Origin of the sequence: Streptomyces sp. SD31 (genome assembly GCF_052068475.1) — a bacterium.
In the GTDB taxonomy this organism is placed as follows: domain Bacteria; phylum Actinomycetota; class Actinomycetes; order Streptomycetales; family Streptomycetaceae; genus Streptomyces.
Genome location: NZ_JBQHCX010000004.1, coordinates 46,599 through 70,201 on the forward strand (window position 1 = coordinate 46,599; position 23,603 = coordinate 70,201).

A 23,603-nucleotide genomic window follows, 5' to 3' on the forward strand; every position below is an offset into this window, starting at 1 on the left:
CGCAGCCCCAAGAAGGCCCCTTCGGCGCCGGGCAACGTCACCGAACCAGCCCCCGCAGATCCACCGACTCGGCCAGCGCAGCGAGCCCCGCGTCGCCCGGATGCAGATGGTCCCCGCTGTCGTACGCGGGCAGCATCCGGGACGGCCGCGCCGGGTCCCGTACCACGGCGTCGAAGTCGAGCACGCCGTCGAACGCGGGGCCGGTGCGGATCCAATGGTTCACCTTGAGCCGCTCCGCGTCGGCCGCCGCCGTGCAGCGCACTTCCCCCTCGCACGGCAGGATCGTCGCCGCCAGCATCCGCAGCCCCCGCGCGTGCCCCCGGTCGGCGATCGCGCGCAGCCCGGCGATCACCTGTTCCGCGGTCGTGCCCCACCGCACATCGTTGACACCCTCGAACACCACCACCGTGCGCGCCGACGTCTGGGCCAGGACATCCCGGTCGAACCGGTACAAGGCGCTCACTCCGGCCGTGTCCGTGGACACCCCGTCACCGGGATAGCGGTCGCTGACCACACGGTTGCCGGAAATCCCCTGGTTCAGCACCCCATAGCGCGGGACCACATGCTGGTTCAGCAGCCGTGTGGCCAGCACATTGGGCCACCGCCGGTTGGCGTCCATCGTGGACTTGTCGCCGTCGGTGATCGAGTCTCCCAGCAGCACCACGGACCCCGGCCCACCGCCCACGTCGACACCTGTCAGCAGCGGCCAGCTGGTCAGGACCGTGCCATACGAAGCCGCGGAGCCGTCCCCCGTATGGTCGCCCGGCCCGCTCACATACGACCGCTGCTGCGCGAGCCGGTGCACGGGCGCGGCCGGCACGCTCCCGGGCAGATGGAAGCTCACCAGCAGATTGGTGTCCGCCGGCACCTCGAAGCCGAGTGGATCGCTGTACGCCTGCGCCCCCGCCGGGATCTCGACGCCCGCACTGCCCCGGAAGGACACCGCAACCGGCGTCCTCCGTGCCGCTGCGCCCGCCTCCTGCACCGCCACCGTGGCGCTCCCGATCCGTACCGGCGCCGCCGCGAAGGTGTTGTCGAACCGCAGCCGCACCCGCGGCCCGCCCGCCGAGGTGTGCACCACCAGCCGCAACGTCCGGTCGGTCCATGGCCCCACGGTCGGATAGCCGCCCGTCGCGGTGGCCCAACTCCCCGTCCAGCCCGGGGTCGCGGCCCGTACCGCCAGCGCGAACACATGCAGCCCGGGCGCGACCGGCAGCCGTACCGAGGTGACCTCGCGCCCCATGGCCAGCGGCACGGTCATGACGTACAGCCGTGCCCGCTCGGCGAGTTGGCCGCCGGGCGTGTTGATGTGCGGCAGGGCGACCGCCTTGGTGGCGAGCGGGCCGGTGCGCCAGTCGGAGGCGGTCAGGCCGTAGCCGGTCCGGGTGCCGTCGGCGTACGTCACCGTCCCCGTGCCACCGACGTCGCGCCCGGCCGTGCCCGCCACCAGAAAGGCGAGCGCGTCACCGCGGCCGCGCACCCGCACGTCCTGTCCGTTGGCCCGCACGTTGTCCGCCTCGCCCGGCCGCCGGTTCGGCCAGGTCAGCCGGGCGCCCTGCACGGTGAGCATGCGACCGGGTGTCCAGCCCGCGGCCGAGAGGTCCTGCGCGGACAGGGAGCCGCCCAGCCCGTCGAAGTCCGCCTCGGCGGGCCGGGCGTTGTGGCTGACCGCCGTGTTGTCGAAGAGCCGCTCCAGTGGGAGCGGCCCGGCTCTGCGCTCGGTGGCCGCCTGCGCGGAGACACTCGGCACCAGGGCCGCGAAGAGAGCGAGGACGACAGTGGAACTCCACACACGTCGGCGCAACTCCGACTCCTCCCGTTCGCGACCGCTCAGGACCGCGTATGACTGCACATGACAAGTTCAGTGAGACGTTCAGATGAGACGCAGGACGCACCGTGAAGTTAGAGAGGCGCCCATGACCCGTCAACGAGCCATGCCCGAACTCGGCGTGAACTCGACCGGAATCGGTGGCCCGCGCGCCTGTGGTGCGTTCGGCAGTACGAATGACACGCTGGGGGTATGAAGATCCCTTTTCTGGGCGACCGGCCCGAGAAGCGCGGGGCCCCCGACCCCGAGGGCATCGCCGAACTCCTTTCCGAGTGTGAACTCCTGCGCTCCCACGCGTCCCGGGCCGGGGTCCAACTCGACGACAGCGCGGCCTCGTTGGAGGCGGTCGACCAGTTGGTGCCGCGCTGGCGGGACGACGAGGAGGTCCTGCCCTGGCTCGGCAACGACGCCGGCTTGTATCTCGGCACCGTCATCGTGCGCACCGTGCCCGGGGCCGCGTGGAAGATCCGGCCGGACGGTCAGCCGGTCGTCCGCCTCGCCTCCGGCCGCGAGTTCGATGTCGTGGCCTCGGGGCAGGAGTGGGCCGCGAGCGGGGTACCCGAGCTGTCGCAGCTGTACGCGGAAGTGGCGGAGGCGTGAGGCTCTGACCTCCGAGCTGGCATAAATTTGAGATAAATACGGCTTTTGCCCGAAAGGTGCGTGTCGTTCACTAAGGCCCCTTTTACGTGGGTAGTTTGCGACCACCGCTACACAGCTGAATGGGACTGGGGCTGGGCATGGCTGTCGATCCGTTGATCGAGCTGCGTGACGTCAACAAGCACTTCGGGGACCTGCATGTGCTGCAGGACATCAACCTCACCGTCGGCAAGGGGGAGGTGGTCGTCGTCATCGGGCCGTCGGGTTCGGGGAAGTCGACTCTGTGCCGGGCCATCAACCGGCTGGAGACCATCGAGTCCGGCACGATCATGCTGGACGGGCAGTTGCTGCCCGAGGAGGGCAAGGCCCTCGCACGTCTGCGCGCCGAAGTCGGCATGGTCTTCCAGTCCTTCAACCTCTTCGCCCACAAGACGGTCCTGCAGAACGTCTCGCTGGGCCAGGTCAAGGTTCGCGGGCGCAAGAAGGAGGACGCCGAGAAGCGCTCCCGTGAACTCCTCGACCGCGTCGGCGTGGCCGACCAGGCGGACAAGTATCCGGCGCAGCTCTCCGGCGGCCAGCAGCAGCGCGTCGCCATCGCCCGGGCCCTCGCCATGGGGCCCAAGGTGATGCTGTTCGACGAGCCCACCTCCGCGCTCGACCCGGAGATGATCAACGAAGTTCTCGAGGTCATGCGCCAACTCGCCCGCGACGGCATGACGATGGTGGTCGTCACCCATGAGATGGGCTTCGCCCGCTCGGCCGCCAACCGCGTCGTGTTCATGGCCGACGGCCGCATCGTCGAGGACCGCAACCCCGACGAGTTCTTCACCAACCCCAGCAGCGAGCGCGCCCGGGACTTCCTCTCGAAGATCCTCCATCACTGAGCGGGGAGTACGGAGTACCACCCATGCCGAGACGAACGGTGTATTTCGACGCCGGAATCCCCGCCGTGTCCGACCTCGACTACGATGTTCCGTCCGTCCCCAAGGTCGCGGCGGTGGCCCCGGCCACGGCCAGGGACGCTGCTGCCGGGTGGGGATCCCCCCACAGCCCCTGGACCAGGGGCAGCAGGGGGCAGCAGTCACAGAGCCATACCCGCCCGGCGCCGGCCGGAGATCACTGCTCGCGCAGTGGGATCGACACGTACGACGGGTCGTTCGCCGGTGAGGAGAAGGTCAGCCGCGCGCCGGACGGGTTGTGCTCGATGTAGAGCGGGTCGACCGTGTCGACGACCAGGGCGAGTCGGTGCCCTGCCGGTACGTCGTAGGCCGTGGAGTACAGCTCCAGGTCGACGGTGAACGGCTTTCCGGGCGTACGCCCGTGGAAGGTGTACGGCGCGTTGCTGACCAGCTTGCCGAGGCCGAGCGGGCCCACGTCGTAGAGGTAGGCGACGAGGGTGCCGCTCTCCTTGGTCGGGGTGACCGTGGTGTGTACCTTCGCCGTGCCGCGCACGCGTTGGGCCGTGGGGTACTTCTCGGACTGCCAGACGCCCGCCCAGAGCCGGGGGATCAGCGGGATCGAGGCCATCGGGGGCAGTTGGGCCACCTGGTCGAGGATGCTGGACAGGAAGACGACCCCGCCGTCCGCGCCCGAGTTGACGTTCGTGTGGATGGTGGTCGTGCCGGCGAGGGCGATCTTCCGGTTCGTCGCGCCGACCGACTTCCAGTCCGGATAGCCCTCGTAGCCGCCCGTGGAGCGGGACTTGAGCTGGACCGGCAGCTCGCGGTCGATGCCGTTGTCCTCGCCCTTGAGGTAGTGGTCGAACCAGCGCTCGGTGTCCGTCCACACGTCGTTGGGCAGGCCGAACAGGCCGGTGATCTCGGGGGTGGCGTGGTCGCCGGGACGGAACTCCAGCCGCTTCGGGCCGGTCAGCTTCTCGTAGAAGTCCGCGTACTGGTTGGGCGGGAAGACCGTGTCGCCCCAGGCGTTGGCCATCATGACCGCGGCGCCGTTGCTGTTCAGTTGGTCCACATAGGTAGCGGCCGAACGTTTCTTCCCCCAATTGATCATGTCCTGTTCCTTGGACAGGTTGGAGGCGTAGAAGTCGTTGAAGATCTGCCGGACTTCGGCGCTCTGGCGGCCGGTGACCAGGCTCGCGCCGTCCAGGAGCGCGCCGGCCTGGACGTGCTGGGTGCGGCCGGAGTAGATCGAGCCGATGAGGTCGGCCCAGCCGCTGAGGGCGGCGACCGCCCTGACCCGTTTGTCGTGCGCGGCGGTCAGCAGGCTGATGCCGGCGCCGTACGAGACGCCCGCCATGCCGATGTGCCCCGCGTCGGCCGGCGTGTTGGCGAGCGCCCAGTCGATCACCCTGGACGCGTCGGCTATGTCGGGCGGGCCCGCCACTTCTATTTCGCCGCCCGACTGCCAGAAGCCGCGCACGTTGTAACTGACCACGACATAGCCCGAGTCCGCGAGCTTCTGTGCCTGCGCGAAGTACTCGACCTGGGGCAGGCCCCAGCTCGTGGGCAGCACGAGCAGCGGGTAGCGGCGGCTGCCGTCGGCGCCGGCGGGCGTGATGACGTTCGCCTTGAGGGTGGTGCCGCCGTCGCCGGTGATGTCGACGAAGCGGACGCTGTTCGGGGCCGCCTGTGCGGCCGGGGCGAGCCCGAGGGCGCTACCGGCGATCAGGGTCGCGGAGACGGCACCTACGGCGGTCGTACGCAGGGCCTTGCGATGGTGTCCCACGGGGTCACTCCTCACTCGTGTCAGTGCAAAGTGACCGAACGGTAACCGTGGCCCCTTACCGCAAGTAACCCGTCGGTAAGTTACGTGGCAGTAACGATTACTGGAATGTGATGAACCTCAGGAGGCCCGGTGGGTATTGCGAGGAGCCGCCGGTGTCGGCAGTGGTGCCTGTGCCGCCCGCGTGACGTCCGCGACCAGCTCCACGACATCCGGGCCGTACGCCTGCGAGTTGACCACCTTCAGCAACAGGACGAAGGACCCGGTCCCGTGCTTGCGGGTGAGCCGCTCGTGGTTGCGGGCGAGGTAGCGGGTGGCGGCCTGGTTGGTGATCGCGGTCTGGCCGCAGAAGAGGAAGACGGGGCGGGTGCCGTGGCTCTGGTCGACGGTGAGCCGGGCGAGTAGCGCGTACTCCTGCTTGCCGGCCTCCACCCGGTAGCGCTCGGAGCCGACCTGCAGGGCGCCCCGCTCCGGGCCGGGTTCGGCGTCGACGTTCACCCGCACCCCGGGCAGCAGCGAGGCCAGGTGCGCCGTCATGCGGCGGTTCGACGCCGGGCCGCCGACGCAGAACTCGGTGCGCTCGCCGAAGCCCTGGCGTGCCGTGTCGTGCGGGACGATCTGGGCGTGGGCGTTGCAGTCCTTGATGAGGGCGGCGAGTTCGAGGAGCGCGAACACGTCGTAGCGCATCACCGTCAGCTCGGGCCCGCCGGCGCCGCGGTTGACCACCAGCAAGGACTCGGCGTTGTCGGGCAGCCCGAAGAACGCCTGCTTGCGGCGGAGCTTCCGCCTCCACAGGTAGGTACGGGCGAGCCAGCCCAGCGCGGCACTGATGCCCGCCGCGACCACGCCCAGCACGATGTTGCGCACGTCGTCATTCATGGGCGCGCATGGTAGCGGGCGAACGCAAACCCGTGTTCGAGCAAAGCCCGCGAGGCCAGGCTGACGAGGGCATGGCGATCGAATAGGCTGCGCGAACGGTCCCTCACTGGAGGTGCGGATGCGTCGCCCTGTCGCGCGGAAACTGTCGGTCCTGGCGGTCTCGGCCGCCGTGGTGTCGGTCGGGGCCGCAGCGCCACCCGCCGCCCAGAGCACGGCAGTCCAGAAGGTTCCGGTCGCCGTCGGCTACGGCGGCGCGGTGTCGAGCGTCGACGCGGACGCCTCCGCGGCCGGCATCGAGGTCCTGAGGAAGGGCGGCAACGCCGTCGACGCCGCCGTGGCCACGGCCGCCGCGCTCGGCGTGACCGAGCCCTACTCCGCCGGCATCGGCGGAGGCGGCTACTTCGTCTACTACGACGCCAAGTCCCGTACGGTGCAGACCATCGACGGCCGCGAGACCGCGCCGCTGACCGCCGACTCCGAACTGTTCGTGGAGAACGGCGCGGCGATCCCGTTCGCCGAGGTCGTCAGCAGCGGACTGAGCGTCGGCACTCCGGGCACGCCCGCCACCTGGCAGAAGGCGCTGGACAAGTGGGGGAGCAGGGGGCTCGGCACCCTGCTGAAGCCCGCCGAGCGGCTCGCCCGGGACGGCTTCACCGTCGACGGCACCTTCCGCGCGCAGACCGCCGCCAACGAGACCCGGTTCCGCTACTTCCCGGACACGGCGAAGCTGTTCCTGCCAGGCGGGGAGCTTCCGGTCGTCGGCTCCTCCTTCAAGAACCCCGATCTCGCCCGCACCTACGCGGAGTTGGCGAGGAACGGCGTCGGCGCGCTCTACCGGGGAGACCTCGCCGAGGACATCGTCGACACGGTCAACCACCCACCCGTGGACCCGGGTTCCGGCTGGAAGGCCCGCCCCGGCGACCTGTCCGCCAAGGACCTGGCCGCCTACCGCGCCAAGTCCCAGGCGCCCACGAGGACTTCGTACCGCGGTCTCGGCGTCTACGCCATGGCGCCCTCCTCCTCCGGCGGCACCACGGTCGGCGAGGCCCTCAACATCCTGGAGAACACGGATCTGTCGAAGGCGAGCGAGGCCCAGTACCTCCACCGCTACATCGAGGCCAGCCGCATCGCCTTCGCCGACCGCGGGCGCTGGGTCGGCGACCCGGCCTTCGAAAACGTACCGACGAAGGAACTGCTGTCGCAGCGGTACGCCGACTCGCGGGCGTGCCTGATCAAGGACGACGCGGTGCTGACGAGCCCGGTCGCGCCGGGTGACCCGCGTGACCCGGCGTCCTGCGACGCGAGCGGCACGGCGGCGCCGACCACGTACGAGGGCGACAGCACCACCCACCTCACGGTGGCCGACAAGTGGGGCAACGTCGTCTCGTACACGCTGACCATCGAGCAGACCGGCGGCAGCGGCATCACGGTGCCGGGCCGTGGCTTCCTCCTCAACAACGAGCTGACGGACTTCTCCTTCACCCCGGCGAGCCCGGACGTCCACGACCCGAACCTGCCGGGCCCGGGCAAGCGACCGCGCTCCTCGATGTCCCCGACGATCGTCCTCGACCAGCACAACAAGCCGGTCGTGGCGCTCGGTTCGCCCGGTGGCGCGACCATCATCACGACCGTGCTGCAGACGCTGACCGGGTTCCTCGACCGCGGGCTGCCGCTCGTCGACGCGATCGCCGCGCCGCGCGCCAGCCAGCGCAACCAGACCACCACCGAGCTCGAACCGGTCCTGTGGAACAGCCCGTTGAAGGCCCAGCTGGAAGCGATCGGGCACGGCTTCCGGCAGAACGCCGAGATCGGCGCGGCGACCGGTGTACAGCGGTTGCCGAACGGGCAGTGGCTGGCCGCCGCCGAGAAGGTGCGGCGGGGCGGCGGCTCGGCGATGGTGGTGCGGCCCGCGTCGTAGCGCCTCACCATCATGGGGGTGACCACATGGGGCCTCACCACGTGTGGTCAGACCCCATGGGGCCTCACCACATGGGCCTGACCCCATGAGGCCTGACCACATGTGGCGCGTCACAACTCGGGGGCGGGCGGCAGCTCTTCCGTGCGGAAGGCGAGCCGTCCGTCCTCCACGTCCACCGTCACCCGGCCGCCCTCGCCGATCCGGCCGTCCAGGAGCAGCCGGGAGAGCTGGTTGTCGACCTCCTTCTGGATGGTGCGACGCAGCGGGCGGGCGCCGTACTCGGGCTGGTAGCCGCGCTCGGAGAGCCAGTCGACGGCCGTGCCGGTGAACTCGACCGAGACGCCCTGCGCCCGGAGCAGCCGACGGGTCTGGTCCAGCAGCAGATTGGTGATCCGCTCCAACTGGTCGTGGGTCAGCCGGCGGAAGACGACGATCTCGTCGATGCGGTTGAGGAACTCGGGCCGGAAGTGCTCGCGCAGCGGCCGTAGGATCCGCTCGCGCCGCGCCTCCTCGTCGGCCTCCTCGTCACCCGCGCCGAACCCGATCCCGGTGCCGCCCCGGCTGATCGCCTCGGAGCCGAGGTTGCTGGTCATCACGATGACCGTGTTGGTGAAGTCCACGGTCCGGCCCTGGGAGTCGGTCAGCCGGCCGTCGTCCAGGACCTGGAGCAGGATGTTGAAGACGTCCGGGTGGGCCTTCTCGACCTCGTCGAGGAGGAGGAGCGAGTACGGGTGCCGGCGGACGACCTCGGTGAGCTGGCCGGCCTCCTCGTGCCCGACGTAGCCGGGCGGGGCGCCGATCAGGCGGCTGACGGTGTGCCGTTCCTGGTACTCGCTCATGTCCAGGCGGACCATGCGCTCCTCGCTGCCGAACAGCGCCTCGGCGAGCGCCCGGGCCAGTTCGGTCTTGCCGACGCCGGTGGGGCCGAGGAAGAGGAAGCTGCCGATCGGCCGGTCGGGACTCGCGAGTCCGGCCCGCGAGCGCAGCACCGCGTCGGAGACGACGCGTACCGCCTCGTCCTGGCCGATCACCCGCTCGTGCAGGTGCTGCTCCAGGCCGAGCAGCCGGTCCTTCTCCTCCTCGGTGAGGCTGCTCACCGGGATGCCGGTCTGCCGTGACACGACCTCCGCGATCGCCTCGGTGGTGACCTCCAGGTGCTGGCCCTCGTCGACCTCCTCGTCGACGGTCGCGTCCGCCATGCGCTGCTTCAACTCGATGATACGGTCGCGCAGTTGGGTCGCCTGTTCGTACTGCTCGTCGGCGACCGCCTGGTCCTTGTCCCGGTACAGCTGCTCGACCTCGCGCTCCATGGCCCGGACGTCCGTGCCCTTGGTCCGCGCGCGCAGCCGCACCCGGGCGCCCGCCTGGTCGATCAGGTCGATCGCCTTGTCCGGCAGGCGGCGGTCGGTGAGATAGCGGTCCGACAGTTCGACGGCGGCGACGAGCGCCTCGTCGGTGTAGCGGACCTGGTGGTGGGCCTCGTAGCGGTCGCGCAGGCCGCGCAGGATCTCGATCGCGTCGGCGGCGGTCGGCTCGGGGACGAGGATCGGCTGGAAGCGGCGGGAGAGCGCCGCGTCCTTCTCGATCCTGCGGTACTCCTCCAGGGTGGTCGCGCCGACGATGTGCAGCTCGCCGCGGGCCAGGGCCGGCTTGAGGATGTTCCCGGCGTCCATGGACCCGCCCTCGCCGCCGCCTCCGGCGCCCACGACCGTGTGCAACTCGTCGATGAAGACGATCAGCTGGTCGGAGTGCGAGCGGATCTCGCCCACGATGTTGTTGAGCCGCTCCTCGAAGTCGCCCCGGTAACGAGTGCCCGCGACCACGCCGGTCAGGTCCAGCGCGATCACCCGGCGGCCGCTGAGCACGTCGGGCACGTCGCTCTCGGCGATCCGCTGGGCCAGGCCCTCCACGATCGCGGTCTTGCCCACGCCCGCGTCGCCGATCAGCACCGGGTTGTTCTTGCCGCGCCGGGAGAGCACCTCGATGGTCTGCTCGATCTCCTCGTCCCGGCCGATCACCGGGTCGATACGGCCCCGGCGGGCGAGGTCGGTGAGATCGCGGCCGTACTTGTCGAGGGTGGGCGTGCCGGTGTCGACGCGCGGCCGCTGATCGATGCGGGGCCGGGAATCGGTGGCGTCGGAGGCCTCGGACGGTCCGGCGGAGGGCGCGAACCGGGCCGCGTTGAGGATGTGCCCCGCCGCGGAGTCGGGGTTCGCGGCGAGGGCGCTGAGCACATGCTCGGGGCCGATGTAACCGGCGCCGCGCGCCCGGGCCAGATCGTGCGCGTCCAGCAGGGCGCGTTTGGCGGCCGGCGTGAGGGAGAGCGACGTCGGCGGCGGGGCCTCGCCCGGCGGGTGCTGGACCGGGCCCGAGCGCTCGTCGATCTCCGTCGCCAGCGAGTCCGGGTCCGCGCCGGCCCGGCTGAGCAGACTCCGGGTCGGCTCGGCGGACAGCGCGGCGCGCAGCAGGTGCTGGGTGTCCAGATCGCGGCTGCCGTGCTCGGCGGCGTACTGGGCGGCGCCCCGCACCAGCTCCCGGGCCGGCTGACTGAGCAGGCGGCCGATGTCGATCTGCCGGGGGCCGGGGCGCGGTCCCCCGAAGAAGCGGGCGAGGAATTCCCCGAAGGGGTCGTAGTCTTCCGGACCACCATTGAAGCCGCTGGTCATGGCGTTCCCATCCGGCGTCCCTGCGCGGGCAGGGTCGCCCTCGCTGATCGACGTGCCGGGGCCGGGTAACCCGGGTCGGGCACGCTCATGCCACGATGGCACGTTCTGGCTCAGGGGGCATGTGCAGGAACACCCGGGCTTCAGCCGCTTCCCACCGCTTGCGTCCCTCCGGGGCGCAGCATCTGGCTCGTGGCCAGATCGCGGTAGAGGGGGCTGCCGGTCAGCAGCTCCTCGTGGCGTCCGCAGGCGGCGGTACGGCCCTGGTGGAGCACGACGATGTGGTCGGCGTGCTGCACGGTGGACAGGCGGTGCGCGATGACCAGCAGGGCGCACTCCTGGGCGACCTCCTTCAGCACCGCCGTCAGTGCCGCTTCGTTGATCGCGTCGAGGTGGGAGGTGGGCTCGTCCAGCAGGAGCAGCGCGGGGCGGGCGAGCAGCGCCCGGGCCAGGGCGACGCGTTGGCGTTCGCCACCCGAGATGGTGCTGCCGCGTTCCCCGATGACGGCGTCCAGACCGCCGGGCAGCCGGTCGACCAGTTCCTCGAGGCGGGCCAGCGCGAGGACCCGCCGGACCTCCGCCTCCGGGGCCTCGGGCACGGCGTAGGTGATGTTCTCCCGCAGGGTGCCGTGGACGACATGGGTGTTCTGGTCCACCACGGCGATGCGCCGGCGGCAGGCGTCACGGCCGAGTTCCCCGGCGGGGCGGCCGTCGAACAGCACGGTCCCCGCGTCCGGCTCGTAGAACCCCGCGACCAGTGCGAAGACGGTGCTCTTGCCGGCTCCCGAGGGCCCCACCAGGGCCACGTGCCGGCGGTGGGGGACGGCGAAGGACACGCCGGACAGCACCGGCCGCTCCGGGTCGTAGCCGAACCGGACGTCGTGCAGCGCGAGGGCGGCCCGGTCGGCGGGGACGGTCGGTACGGGCCGGAGGCGGGCCGGCGCGACCGGCGGCCCCGTGCGTTCCATGGGAAGGCGCAGCGCCTGGTCGACACGCCGGTAGGCGCCCATGCCGCGCTGGATCAGGCCCACCGCGTGGAACACGGAGGACAGCGGCAGGACCAGGTAGGAGGCGTACAGCAGGAACGCGACCAGGTCTCCGAGGGAGCCGGCCTGCCCGCCGACGCGCAGGCCCCCGACGACCAGGACGACGAGGAAGGAGCCCTGGACGGCGAGTTCGACGGCGGGACTCATGACGGAGGCGAGCTTCGCGGTGCGTACTCCCGCGTCGTAGGCCTCCTCGACCCGTGCCCCGATGCGTGCCGCCTCGCGGTCCTCGGCGCGGTGCACCCGGACCATGGGCAGGGCGCCCAGGGCCCGTTCCAGATCCGCGGCGACGGCACCCACGGAGTCCTGCATGCGCTCGGAGGCGCGCCGGATGCCCTGGAGGAGTGAGGAGACCACGGCGGCCGCGACGGCCACGGTGAGCGCCACCAGAAGCAGCAGCAACGGATCGAGCCACAGCATCAGGACCAGCGCCCCGGCGGCGACGAGGCTTCCGGTCACCAGGTCGACGAGGGCCTGCGAGACGACCTCGCGCAGCAGGGTGGTGTCGGTGGTGACCCGGGAGATGAGGTCGCCGCCCCGGTGCCGCTCGTACTCCCGCATCTCCAGCCGGAGCAGACGTCCCACCAGGCCCATCCGGAGCTGGCGTACGACGCCCTCGCCCATCCGCTCCAGCAGGTAGCGTCCCGCCGACCCGATCGCCGCTTCGACGAGGAACAGCGCGCCGAGGAGCGCCAGCAGCGGCCAGACGACCTGTCCGCGCCCGCTCGCGTCCACCGCGTGCCGGGCCACCAGCGGCTGGGCCAGCCCCAGGGCGGAGCCGGCCAACGTCAGCAGGCCGGCCACGGTGACGGCGGCCCGGTGCCCGGCGGTGAGCCGGAACAAGGTGACCACCGCCGCACGGGTCGACCTGTCGTCGCAGGCGGGCTCCGGCGGTCCGTCCTCCGCGACAGTGGCGCCGCCCGCGGCCGCACCGCCGCTCATCGCCGGGTCGGCTCGACGGCCACCAGCCTGGCGAAGTAGCCGTCCGGTACGCCCTCGCCGACGGGGCGGCCCTCCGCCTCGATCCAGGCGTGCGCGGCGAAGGGCGGGACGATCCGGGCCCCGGCGCACCACGTCGGCCACACCCCCTGGAGCCGGCACAGCAACGCGGCGCCCAGGGAACGCGGCAGGCACCCTTTCGGCCCGGTGCAGCGCAGGCTGACGGCGCAGATGGCGTCCCGCGCGGCCTGGGCCTGCGCGGTGGTGGCGGGCGTGGCGCCGCGGCGCAGGACACCGAGGACGGCGCGGATGCGGCGGGGCGGCAGCAGGGCGAGCGCGACGGCGGGAAGCAGCACGAGGCGTGCGGCCATGCGGCGGCCGAACGGCACACCGGTGGGGCGTTGAAGCGCGCTGGGTGTCGTCATGAGGCCAGCCCCGCCTCGCGCAGGTGGCCGACGAGCGCCTCGACGTCCCGCTGGGCCTGCGCCCGGTCGATATCGAACTCGCGGACCAAGGCGGCGGCCGCGTCGGCCTCCTCGCCGCCGTCCAGCAGGGTGCGGACCACGAGAGTGGCGGTCGGATTCAACTCCCAGTAGGTACCGGCCCGTTCGTCCAGCAGGACGGTGCCGTAGTCGGTCTCGGCCGTGGAGACATGTGCGTCGAACCGCAAGGGCATGCGCTCGCCTTTCTGACGCGGTGGGGGTTCTCAAGGGGTGCGGGCACGGCTGCGGGACAGCCCCCGCAGCCACACCTCGGCGGCGATCGTGGAGTAGAGGATGGCGTCGGACAGACCGGGCGAGGCGGGCCGCTGGGCGAGCCGGCGCAGCTCGGCGCCGTCCACCAGACCGAGCCCGGCCAGCCGGGAGTCCTCCCACAGCGCCAGCAGGTCGGCGCGGTGGGCGCGCAGCCCGTCGGAGGCGTCCATGGAGGCCGTGGCCTTGGTGGTGCGGCGCAGGCATTCCTCGGGCACCAGGCCGCTCATCGCGGCGGTCAGCACCGGCTTGTACGCCCACGGTGTGACGCGCTCGCCGGGGCGTACGGCCAGACACGCCTCGATGACGCGGTCGTCGAGGAAGGGGGAGGCCATCGGCAGACCGGCGCGGGCCGCCATCCGGTCCCACTGGCGGATGACGCGCGTGGTCGAGCGGATTTGTTCCAGATCCGCGTGCATCCCCCGGTCCGGATGCAGCGGTGCCGCCGTCGCCGCGGCGTCGAGCAGGGCCCGGCGCGCCAGCCGCTCGGCGTCGGCGGTCACCCAGCCGAACAGCCGCGGTGCCCTGCCCCAGCCGAGCCCGGTGGCGACGGAGGAGGGCGACGGGTCGCGCAGCGTGCCCGCGGCGTCGGCGAGCCACCTGCCGTACGACCGCGAGTCCGCGAGGGCGCGGACCGTGCCGCCGAGCGGCCACTGCCACAGGGCCCGGAACCCGCGCAGCTGCCGCACGGCGAACAGCGGGCGGGTGCGCAGCAGCCGGTGGTAGTAGGCCTCGGAGCACCAGGCCACGTGGTCGCCGCCGATGCCGGTCAGGTGTACCCGGCTGCCGCGCGCGGCGAGGTCGGGCAGGTGGTGCAGGACGCGGGAGCGGTCCATGACGCCGATGGTGGGCTCGTCGAGGAGGTCGTCGATGCCGAGCAGGTCGTCGTAGACCAGCGGTGAGGCGTCCGGGTCCCAGATGACGTGCTCGACGTCCGGGAGGTGCTCCGCGGCCCGTTCCGCCCACTGCAGATCGGTGTCGGCCGGATCGCGGCCCGGCCAGGTACTGGCCACCACGCGGGCGGGGGAGCGGTCGGCGAGGAAGCAGACGGACGTGGAGTCCAGCCCGCCGGACAGGTCGCAGCTGACCACGCCGCCCTGCCGGGTCCGCGCCTGAACGGCCTCCTCCAGAGCCGCCCGGATCACCGGCGCCGCCTCGGCGAGGGACCGGACCGGCTCCGGCGGTGTCCACCAGCGGGTGTGCCGTACGGAGCGCCCGTCCGCGGCGACGATCACGGCGTCCTGCGGGGGCACGGCGGTGACCGGGCGCCACAGGGAGGTCTCGTACAGGGGGTACGGGGTCGGCCACAGCAGCCGGACGGCCAGCTCCTGAGGGTCGGGTTCGAGGCCGAGGGCGGCGGCCAGCGTGTCGGCGCGGGTGGCGGCCACCCGTATGCCGTCGATCTCCGCGTGGAAGACCAGCCGCAGACCCGAGGCGGTGCCCTGCACCCGGACCTGTCCGTCGAGGGCGGCGACGAGGTGGAAGCTGCCGGGCAGGGAGCGGGCCAGTGCGTCGAGCTCCGCGACGTCCCTCAGCCGTGCGGCCCTTCGCCGCAGTTCGCCCGCGTCGACCGGGCAGCAGCCGACGACGGCGAGGGCTGTGGCTCCGGCGCTCGCCGTGACGAGCTCCCCGTCGTGCCAGCGGCCGACCAGCCAGGGCCGGCCCGACGCGTGGGTGAGGGTGCGGAGACCGGGCCGGGCGAAGGAGCGGGCCACGGCGGCCGCGTCCGCACGGTCGGTGAAGACCGCGAAGTCCGCGTCGCCGGGGCCCGTCCCCGCACTTTCGTGCAGTTCAGTCATGACGTCGGGTCAGCGCCGTCGCCCGTCAGTTCTTGCTCAGGATCAGCCGGTCGTTGCCGGAGCTTCCCAGGAGCCCCGTCTCCTTGCGGAACGTGCCGAGCCGGACGAGCGTCGGTGCTTCGTATGCCTTCTTCATGACTACTCCTCACTGCGGGTGTGGTCCCACTCCCCGGATGGAGAACGGGCGCAGCACCCAGCTAGCTGCGGAACGTGAGGGTGGGGCAAGGCGCGGCACGAAAGTGTGACGGTATGAAAAGGCAGATGACTCCGGCCTGGTGTCGGCGCACATGTGCCTGGCATGAGGTGCTGCTTCTGTCGAGGTTTGCCGTGCGCATGTGCGAAGAAACGTTCCCAAGTGTGACCTCTCCGTGGTCGCGCGTGCCGTGCACGAACACCGGTGAGGGGAGCCGCCGGGGCGCATGGCGCAGCCGTCGGCGTGCACCACGCACGCAGGGTGCAGAGCGCGGCGGGCGGTGTGGTCAGAGGGCTTCCCGGGCGGTGAGAATGCGCGGTCCCGCCTCCGTGATCGCCACCGTGTGCTCCACGTGCGCCGCCCGGGAGCCGTCGTTGGTGCGCAGGGTCCAGCCGTCCGGGGCGGCGTGGTAGCCGTCCTCGCCGCTCGCGATGAGCATCGGTTCGATGGCGAGGACCAGGCCGTGCCGCAGTGGCATGCCCCGGCCCGGCCGGCCCTCGTTCGGCACCGACGGATCCTCGTGCATCTTGCGGCCGATGCCGTGCCCTCCGAAACCGTCCGGGATGCCGTACCCGGCGGCCCGGCACACCGAGCCGATCGCGTGCGCGATGTCGCCGAGGCGATTGCCGACCACGGCCGCCTCGATGCCGGCCGCCAGCGCCCGTTCCGCCGTCTCGACCAGGCGTACGTCGGCGGGTCGCGCCCTGCCGACCGTGAAGCTGATCGCCGAGTCGCCCGCCCAGCCGCCCAGTTCGGCGCCGCAGTCGATGGAGACGAGGTCGCCGTCGCGCAGGCGATAACCGGTCGGGATGCCGTGCACGATCGCGTCGTTCACCGAGGCGCAGATGACGGCGGGGAAGGGAACGGGGGCGAAGGAGGGCCGGTAGCCGAGGAAGGGGGAGGCCGCGCCCGCCGCCTTCAGCACCTCACGCGCCACCTCGTCCAGCTCCAGCAGGGAAACCCCCACGTCGGCCGCCTTGCGTACGGCCGTGAGGGCCTGGCCGACGACCTGCCCGGCCGCATACATCTCATCGATCGACGTGTCCGTCTTCAGTTCCACCATGCCAATTACTATACCGGTATTTGAATAGGGGGCGGTCGGGGGGATGCGGTATTAGAATGGGCGCCATGGTGCGCACTCCTCTCACCCCCGAAGAGCGTGAACGCGGCGAGCGGCTCGGCCGGCTGCTCCGCGAGGCGCGTGGCGGCCGCAGCATGGTCGAGGTCGCGGCGAGCGCCGGCATCTCGGCCGAGACGCTGCGCAAGATCGAGACCGGCCGGGCGCCGACCCCCGCCTTCTTCACGGTGGCCGCACTGGCACACGCCCTGGGTCTGTCGATGGACGAACTCGCCGGGCGCTGCACTCCTGTTGTCGAGGTCGCCGCCTGACGGGCACGCACGTCACGTTCCGGCAGGTGCGGCGTACTCTGCGGCCATTCGGAAAACTTCCCGTAGCGCGTTCGTAACATGGCTGGTGTTGCCTAGCGGACCGGAGTACTCCGGTCTGGCGGGAGTTGGGCGATGTCAGTGGATCAACTCCCGGCTCGCGTACGGGAGTTCGTGAACTACCTGGACGGCCTTCTGGCGCGCCTGGATCAGGGCGGCGGCTGGTGCGGGGTGTTCTGGCAGCGCGACCCCGAGGGCATGCAGGCCTGCCTCGACGGACGGGAAGTGCCGCCCTGGGACGTGGTGGAGTCACTCCTGCACGACCTCGCCGGCCAGTACGGCCCCGGCGGCGCCGGCCCCGAGGCGGAGCGCGCCCGCGCCCTGCACGCTGCGGCCCTCGCCGCGTACGACTCCCGGCCCGGCGGCCACGACGCCCTCGGCGACCGGCTCGACGTCATGCTCCGCGAGCAGCGGTACGCCGCCGAACGGCAGGTGGAGCTGGGCCGATCGCTCGCCGCCGCCACCAGCCAGGAGGAGGCCGACACCATCCGTCTCGACCTCGCCTGGGCCCGCGACGACCACGAACGCGCCACCGCCCGGTGCGCCGAAATACGCGCCCGGATGGCCGACCTGGACCGCCGGGCGGCGAGCGAACGGGGTCAGGCGATACGGCGGGACCGGGTGGGGGAGGGGTCCGTGTTCCGCGTCGACGCCGGGGTCGAGGGCGGGAGGTTGCGGGACGACGGGTTCGGGGACCTCGGGTCCGAGGACGTCGCGTCCGGGGCGGGCCGTAGGCAGTCGGGCGCGGCCGGCTCTCCCGGCGGATTCCCGGGTATGCCGCATCAGCGCGACGCGCGGTCGACGGCCCCGGTGGCGGGCCCGTCCGAAGGGCGGGGGGCAGCCTCTGCCGGGGCGCCCGCAGACCGGCACGAGGGGCGCCGAGCCGCCACCTCGGCCGCCGAAGCAGCCCAGTGGCGCGCAGCGCGGCGGCGCTCCGGTGCCGCGCCGGTGGAGGGTCACGGCTCCTTCCAGGGGCGGCCCGCGGACCCCTATGCGCCCGGAGGCATCGCCGAGCCGTCCGACTGGCCGGACACGCAGGGGGCGGGCATCGACACCGACCGCCCCGCCGCACGTCCCACGGCCCGAACCGCCCCCTTCGGCGCCGCCGCGGCGTCCGACTGGCCGGAAGAACATCACTCCGCCGACTCGACGCCCGAAGACCACCCGCAGGCCCCCTCGATCACCCCCGACCCCGACCCCGCCCCCAAGCAGCGCAAGCGCCGCCGAGGCAGCGCCCGCTTCGCCGGGATGGTCGAGGAGGAGGCGGCCCCCGTCGTCGTACCGCCGGCCGCCGAACCCGCCCTCCCCGCTCGGCCCGCCACCACCGGCCGTAGGCCACGCGGGGCCCGGTTCGCCGGGGCCGCCGCCGAGAGGGCCGTGCACACGTCGCCGCAGCCGCAGGCCGAGACGATGGACCCGGCGGACCGGCGGGAGGTCGTCGGGACCGTGGAGACCCTGGTGCGGCTGCGTGGTGAGGGGCGCACCGGTGAGGCGCATGTGCTGCTCGTGGAGGCCGCGTACTGGCCCGCCGTACGCTTCCCCCTGCTCGCCGCCGAGATGCAGCGCGCCGGACTCGGCGCCGACTGGGCGACCCTGCTCTGGGAGGCCGCCTCGCTGCCCGCAGAGCGGCTCGTGGCCGCGGCCGACGCGCTGACCGGGGCCGGGCGTGCCGACGACGGGGAGCAGATCCTGCGGCAGGGCGTGGCGCGGCCCGCGCACGAGATCGGGCAGGCCGTGGTGGGGCTGCTCGGCGGGGGGCGGCACCGTGAGGTCCGGGCGCTGCTCGACGCGTACGTCCGCGTCCGTACCCCGGAGGAGGCCGCCCGCAGCGCCGAGCCCGACCCGAAGACGCTCGTACCGCTGCTGGTGGAGGCCGCCCGGGGTGTGTCGGACGAGCGCCACTGGGATCTCGTCCACGCCCTGCGGGTGGCGGGCTTCACGGCCTGAGACCGTCCGCCGCACCGGCCCCGCCCGCCTCATCCGTCCCCCACTGGAGTGTGAAACGTGATCGACTCAGCGGGTTAACGACGATGGTCTTGGCAAGGCTGTTCCGGGGGCTTACTTTCAAGCCTCTACGGCCACCTCTACGGGCGTAGAGGCTCTGACGTCCCGTCGAAGGAGCAGCTCATGGCCAACGTCGTACGTGCCGCTCTGGTCCAGGCCACCTGGACCGGCGACACCGAGTCCATGGTGGCGAAACACGAGGAGCACGCCCGCGAGGCGGCCCGGCAGGGCGCCAAGATCATCGGGTTTCAGGAAGTCTTCAACGCTCCCTACTTCTGTCAGGTCCAGGAACCGGAGCACTACCGCTGGGCCGAGCCGGTACCCGACGGGCCGACCGTGCGTCGTATGCAGGAGCTCGCCCGCGAGACGGGCATGGTGGTCGTCGTCCCCGTCTTCGAGGTCGAGCAGTCCGGCTTCTACTACAACACCGCGGCCGTGATCGACGCCGACGGCACCTTCCTCGGCAAGTACCGCAAGCACCACATCCCGCAGGTCAAGGGCTTCTGGGAGAAGTACTACTTCAAGCCCGGCAACATCGGCTGGCCCGTCTTCGACACCGCCGTCGGCAAGGTCGGCGTCTACATCTGCTACGACCGCCACTTCCCGGAGGGCTGGCGCCAACTCGGGCTCAACGGCGCCCAGTTGGTGTACAACCCGTCGGCCACCTCGCGCGGCCTGTCCGCGTACCTGTGGCAGCTGGAGCAGCCCGCGGCGGCCGTCGCCAACGAGTACTTCGTCGCCGCGATCAACCGCGTCGGGCAGGAGCCGTACGGGGACAACGACTTCTACGGGACGTCGTACTTCGTCGACCCGCGCGGCCAGTTCGTCGGTGAGGTCGCCAGTGACAAGGGTGAGGAACTCGTCGTCCGGGACCTCGACTTCGACCTGATCGAAGAGGTACGGCAGCAGTGGGCCTTCTATCGTGACCGCCGACCCGACGCCTACGAAGGACTGGTGCAGCCGTGACCAAGGACCTGCTGGGACGCCACCGTGCCGTCATGCCGGACTGGCTCGCCCTCTACTACGAGGAGCCGCTGGAGATCACCCACGGCGAGGGCCGCCACGTGTGGGACTCCGAGGGCAACCGGTACCTCGACTTCTTCGGCGGCATCCTGACGACGATGACCGCGCACGCGCTGCCCGAGGTGACGAAGGCGGTGAGCGAACAGGCCGGGCGGATCATCCACTCCTCGACCCTGTACCTCAACCGGCCCATGCTCGAACTCGCCGAGCGCATCGCCCACTTGAGCGGCATCCCGGACGCCCGCGTCTTCTTCACCACCTCCGGCACCGAGGCCAACGACACCGCCCTGCTGCTCGCGACGACCTACCGACAGAGCAACACGATCCTCGCGATGCGCAACAGTTACCACGGCCGCTCGTTCAGCGCGGTCGGCATCACCGGCAACCGCGGCTGGTCACCGACCTCGCTGTCGCCGCTGCAGACGCTGTACGTCCACGGCGGGGTGCGCACGCGTGGGCCGTACGCCGGACTGAGCGACGACGACTTCATCGCGGCCTGTGTCGACGACCTGGTGGACATCCTCGGCCACACCCGTCCGCCCGCGGCCCTCATCGCCGAGCCCATCCAGGGCGTCGGCGGCTTCACCTCGGGTCCTGACGGGCTGTACGCCGCGTTCCGCGAGGTGCTCGCCGAGCGCGGCATCCTGTGGATCGCCGACGAGGTGCAGACCGGCTGGGGCCGCACCGGCGACCACTTCTGGGGCTGGCAGGCACACGGGCAGAACGGCCCGCCGGACATCCTCACCTTCGCCAAGGGCATCGGCAACGGCATGTCCATCGGCGGAGTCGTCGCCCGCGCCGAGATCATGAACTGCCTGGACGCCAACAGCATCTCCACCTTCGGCGGCACCCAGATCACCATGGCGGCCGGCCTCGCCAACCTCAACTACCTGCTGGAACACGACCTCCAGGGCAACGCCCGGCGGGTCGGCGGACTGCTCGTCGAGCGGCTGAGGGCCGTCGCGGCGCAGGTCCCGCACGTACGCGAGGTGCGCGGCCGGGGTCTGATGCTGGGCATCGAGATCACCAGGCCCGGTACGGACGAGGCCGACCCGAACGCGGCGTCGGCCGTGCTGGAAGCGGCCCGCGAGGGCGGCCTCCTCATCGGCAAGGGCGGCGGCCACAACACCACGTCGCTGCGCGTCGCCCCGCCCCTGTCCCTCACCGTCGCGGAGGCCGAGGAAGGCGCCGAGATCCTGGAGAGCGCTCTGAGGAGCATCTGAACCGGCTGAGCAAGGGAACCACCATGACCACCACCTCGGAGACCTGGGAGCGCCTCGAACCGGTCCTGTCCGTCCGACAGGTCCTCACCCTGGAACGGGTGCTGGCCGGAGAGCCCGAGGTGGTGGCCGGTGCCGGTCAGCTCGACCGTCCGGTGCGCTGGGTGCATGTCGCCGAGGCGCCGGACGTCGGCGTGATGCTCAGCGGCGGCGAGATGGTGCTGACCACCGGGGTGCTGCTCGCCGGGGACGAGGGCAAGCAGGCCGAGTACATCCAATCCCTGCACCGGGCGGAGGCCGCGGCCGTCGTACTGGGCCTGGGCCGGGCGTTTCCCGCCCCGCCGGACGTGATGCGCCGGGCGGCCGAGCGGTGCGGGCTGCCCATGGTCGTCCTGCACCGTCCCTTCCCTTTCGCCGAGCTGACCGAGGAGGTGCAGTCCCGGCTCGTCCGGCGGAAGTTCGCGGCCGTCAGCCTCTCGGAGGCCGTACGGACCGCGCTCACCGGACTCATCACCGCGGGCGCCCCGCTCCAACGGCTCCTCGACGAGGTCGCCACGCACAGCGCCTGTCCCGTCGTCGTCACCAACCTCGCCCACCGCGTCCTCGCCACGGCGGGGGAGCGCTCCGCGGTGGACGACGTGCTGCGCGACTGGGAGCGCATCTCCCGTCAGGCCGGCGGCAGCGAGGGCGACGGCTGGATCCGCGCCGAACTGGGCGGACGCGGCGAGCGGTGGGGCCAGATCGTGCTGTGCGGGCACCGCGGCGACACCGCCACCGGACGGCTCCTCGCCGAACGCGCCGCCGAGGCCCTCGTCCTGCACCGCATGCTCGGCGGCAACTCCGCGCACACCTGGGAGGAGCAGTCCGCGCAGAGCCTGCTGACCGACCTCGTCAGCGGGGTCGTACCGGCGCGGCAGCTGCTGCCACGCGCGCGTGCCGCCGGGCTGCCGGTCAACCGGCGCACCTTCGTGCCGCTGGTCGTACGGGACGTCGAGCCCGCCCAACTCGACCGGGCGATACGGATGTTGGGGCTGCCCGGGCTCGTCGCCGAGCTGGCGGACGGTGCCGTCGCGGTCCTGCTGAGTCTCGCCCGGGACCAGGACGCCTCGGTGCTGACGGCCAACTTCGCGGCGCGGGTGCGCTCGGAGGCGGTACGGACCGTGGTGGCCGCGGCCGACCCCCGTACCGCCTGGGACGACCTGCCGGCGGGCCTGCGTGAGGCGCAGCACGTCGCGGACGCGGTGGCGGACACCCCGGCCGCTCTCGACCTGCCGACCGTCGTACGTCTCAAGGACGTCCATCTGCGCGGCCTGGTCCGGCTGTTGCGCGACGATCCGCACGTCCAGTCGTTCGCGGAGCGGGAGCTGGACGGGCTGCTGTGCGGGTCCGGCGACGACCTGCTCGCCGTGCTGCGGACGTATCTCGCCACCGGCCGCAACAAGTCGCGTACGGCCCAGCTCCACCACGTCTCCCGGCCCGCCCTGTACCGGCGCCTGGAGGCGATACAGACACGGCTGGGCGTGGACCTCGACGACTTCGAGCAGGCCGCCTCGGTGCACATCGCGCTCCTCGCGCACGATGCGCAACAGGGGTGAAACATGCGACGACCTGGGAAAACGGCGGTGAAACATGGGCCCACGGCAGGGTGACACCGTGGCACGCCGCACGCCCGCAGACGTGACACCGTGCAACTCAAAGCCCGCTTGTCGACTTCCTAGCCTTCTCGCACACCGAGCGACCGGAGGTCCCGATGAGCAGAGTGATCCGTGCCGCCCTCTTCCAGACCGCCTGGACCGGCGACAAGGAATCGATGATCCAGGTACACGAGCAGGCGGCCCGCGACGCGGCCGCGCAGGGTGCTCAGGTCCTGTGCTTCCAGGAGCTGTTCTACGGACCGTACTTCTGCCAGGTCCAGGACAAGGCGTTCTACGAGTACGCCGAGGCGATTCCGGACGGGCCGATCGTCCAGCGATTCCAGGCGCTCGCCAAGGAGTTGGGCATCGTCCTGATCCTGCCGATGTACGAGGAGGAGCAGCCCGGCGTCCTCTACAACACGGCCGCCGTGATCGACGCGGACGGCTCGTACCTCGGCAAGTACCGCAAGCACCACATTCCCCAAGTACCGGGATTCTGGGAGAAGTTCTACTTCCGCCCGGGCAACCTCGGCTGGCCCGTCTTCGACACCAAGGTCGGGAAGATCGGCGTCTACATCTGCTACGACCGGCACTTCCCGGAGGGCTGGCGGGCGCTGGGGCTCGCGGGCGCGGAGATCGTGTTCAACCCGTCGGCCACCTCGCGAGGGCTGTCCGCCTACCTGTGGCAGCTGGAGCAGCCGGCGGCCGCGGTCGCCAACGAGTACTTCGTCGGCGCGATCAACCGGGTCGGCATCGAGGAACTGGGCGACAACGACTTCTACGGGACGACGTACTTCGTCGACCCGGAGGCCCAGTTCGTGGGCGAGGTGGCCGGCGACAAGGAGACCGAACTCGTCGTCCGCGACCTGGACATGGCCAAGCTGCGCGAGGTCCGCGACCGCTGGCAGTTCTACCGCGACCGCCGTCCGGACGCGTACCCCCCGCTGACCGCACCCTGACCGCATCATCCACCCTGGCAG

The 23,603-nt window shown here is 71.7% G+C and carries 19 protein-coding genes; 9 read left to right on the forward strand and 10 right to left on the reverse strand.

Translation table 11 applies throughout. From position 1 onward, the window contains the following. Positions 1-37 precede the first annotated feature (37 nt). On the reverse strand, positions 38-1,804 hold the full coding sequence (locus ACTMVF_RS10080) for an SGNH/GDSL hydrolase family protein (protein ID WP_441270605.1): 1,767 nt from the start codon (positions 1,802-1,804) through the stop codon (positions 38-40). A 216-nt stretch (positions 1,805-2,020) separates the two neighbouring features. Between ACTMVF_RS10080 and ACTMVF_RS10085 the strand changes: the two genes are divergently transcribed. Beyond that, positions 2,021-2,428 carry a DUF6278 family protein gene (locus ACTMVF_RS10085; RefSeq protein ID WP_301995635.1) on the forward strand — a complete coding sequence of 136 codons (408 nt, stop codon included), beginning with the start codon at positions 2,021-2,023 and terminating at the stop codon, positions 2,426-2,428. Between the two features lie 137 nt (positions 2,429-2,565). After that, positions 2,566-3,309: an amino acid ABC transporter ATP-binding protein gene (locus ACTMVF_RS10090; protein ID WP_441270606.1), complete on the forward strand. Its 744-nt coding sequence runs from the start codon at positions 2,566-2,568 to the stop codon at positions 3,307-3,309. Positions 3,310-3,541: 232 nt separating this feature from the next. Here the strand turns inward: ACTMVF_RS10090 and ACTMVF_RS10095 are convergent, their stop codons facing one another. Beyond that, positions 3,542-5,110: a CocE/NonD family hydrolase gene (locus ACTMVF_RS10095; RefSeq protein WP_441270607.1), complete on the reverse strand. Its 1,569-nt coding sequence runs from the start codon at positions 5,108-5,110 to the stop codon at positions 3,542-3,544. 117 nt (positions 5,111-5,227) lie between these two features. After that, positions 5,228-5,986, reverse strand: a complete 759-nt coding sequence (locus ACTMVF_RS10100) for a hypothetical protein (protein ID WP_441270608.1) — start codon at positions 5,984-5,986, stop codon at positions 5,228-5,230. 118 nt (positions 5,987-6,104) lie between these two features. Here ACTMVF_RS10100 and ggt point away from each other — a divergent pair, with 118 nt between their 5' ends. After that, positions 6,105-7,904, forward strand: a complete 1,800-nt coding sequence (gene ggt / locus ACTMVF_RS10105; protein WP_441270609.1) for a gamma-glutamyltransferase — start codon at positions 6,105-6,107, stop codon at positions 7,902-7,904. Between the two features lie 110 nt (positions 7,905-8,014). On the opposite strand, the gene ACTMVF_RS10110 is transcribed toward ggt, so the two are convergent. From ACTMVF_RS10110 to map, 7 genes are all read right to left on the reverse strand, one after another. Continuing rightward, positions 8,015-10,570 (reverse strand): ATP-dependent Clp protease ATP-binding subunit, encoded by a 2,556-nt coding sequence (locus ACTMVF_RS10110; RefSeq protein ID WP_441270610.1) that lies wholly within the window; start codon positions 10,568-10,570, stop codon positions 8,015-8,017. Positions 10,571-10,710: 140 nt separating this feature from the next. Then, positions 10,711-12,555, reverse strand: a complete 1,845-nt coding sequence (locus ACTMVF_RS10115; protein WP_441270611.1) for an ABC transporter ATP-binding protein — start codon at positions 12,553-12,555, stop codon at positions 10,711-10,713. Further along, positions 12,552-12,977 carry a lasso peptide biosynthesis B2 protein gene (locus ACTMVF_RS10120; RefSeq protein WP_441270612.1) on the reverse strand — a complete coding sequence of 142 codons (426 nt, stop codon included), beginning with the start codon at positions 12,975-12,977 and terminating at the stop codon, positions 12,552-12,554. Before ACTMVF_RS10120 ends, ACTMVF_RS10115 begins: the two co-directional genes overlap by 4 nt. Next, the gene (locus tag ACTMVF_RS10125) at positions 12,974-13,228 is read right to left on the reverse strand and encodes a lasso peptide biosynthesis PqqD family chaperone (RefSeq protein WP_441270613.1); all 255 of its coding nucleotides are present in this window, start codon (positions 13,226-13,228) and stop codon (positions 12,974-12,976) included. Before ACTMVF_RS10125 ends, ACTMVF_RS10120 begins: the two co-directional genes overlap by 4 nt. A gap of 30 nt (positions 13,229-13,258) precedes the next feature. Continuing rightward, on the reverse strand, positions 13,259-15,103 hold the full coding sequence (locus ACTMVF_RS10130; protein ID WP_441270614.1) for a lasso peptide isopeptide bond-forming cyclase: 1,845 nt from the start codon (positions 15,101-15,103) through the stop codon (positions 13,259-13,261). A 25-nt stretch (positions 15,104-15,128) separates the two neighbouring features. Further along, complete coding sequence (locus tag ACTMVF_RS10135; protein ID WP_441270615.1) at positions 15,129-15,239, reverse strand: keywimysin-related RiPP; 111 nt, start codon at positions 15,237-15,239, stop codon at positions 15,129-15,131. A 343-nt stretch (positions 15,240-15,582) separates the two neighbouring features. Next, entirely contained in the window at positions 15,583-16,359 is a 777-nt protein-coding gene (gene map, locus ACTMVF_RS10140; protein WP_441270616.1) for a type I methionyl aminopeptidase, read from the reverse strand. Positions 16,360-16,424: 65 nt separating this feature from the next. On the opposite strand from map, the gene ACTMVF_RS10145 reads away from it, so the two are divergent. The 6 genes from ACTMVF_RS10145 to ACTMVF_RS10170 all read left to right on the forward strand — a co-directional run bounded on the left by ACTMVF_RS10145 (position 16,425) and on the right by ACTMVF_RS10170 (position 23,582). Beyond that, entirely contained in the window at positions 16,425-16,685 is a 261-nt protein-coding gene (locus ACTMVF_RS10145) for a helix-turn-helix domain-containing protein (protein ID WP_062700034.1), read from the forward strand. Positions 16,686-16,817: 132 nt separating this feature from the next. Beyond that, the gene (locus ACTMVF_RS10150) at positions 16,818-18,689 is read left to right on the forward strand and encodes a hypothetical protein (RefSeq protein ID WP_441270617.1); all 1,872 of its coding nucleotides are present in this window, start codon (positions 16,818-16,820) and stop codon (positions 18,687-18,689) included. A gap of 180 nt (positions 18,690-18,869) precedes the next feature. After that, positions 18,870-19,712 carry a nitrilase-related carbon-nitrogen hydrolase gene (locus ACTMVF_RS10155; RefSeq protein ID WP_441270618.1) on the forward strand — a complete coding sequence of 281 codons (843 nt, stop codon included), beginning with the start codon at positions 18,870-18,872 and terminating at the stop codon, positions 19,710-19,712. Continuing rightward, entirely contained in the window at positions 19,709-20,992 is a 1,284-nt protein-coding gene (locus ACTMVF_RS10160) for an aspartate aminotransferase family protein (protein ID WP_441270619.1), read from the forward strand. The genes ACTMVF_RS10155 and ACTMVF_RS10160 overlap by 4 nt, the downstream gene beginning before the upstream one ends. Positions 20,993-21,015: 23 nt before the next feature. After that, positions 21,016-22,584, forward strand: a complete 1,569-nt coding sequence (locus tag ACTMVF_RS10165; protein WP_441270620.1) for a PucR family transcriptional regulator — start codon at positions 21,016-21,018, stop codon at positions 22,582-22,584. A gap of 155 nt (positions 22,585-22,739) precedes the next feature. After that, positions 22,740-23,582 (forward strand): nitrilase-related carbon-nitrogen hydrolase, encoded by an 843-nt coding sequence (locus ACTMVF_RS10170; RefSeq protein WP_441270621.1) that lies wholly within the window; start codon positions 22,740-22,742, stop codon positions 23,580-23,582. Positions 23,583-23,603: the final 21 nt, after the last annotated feature.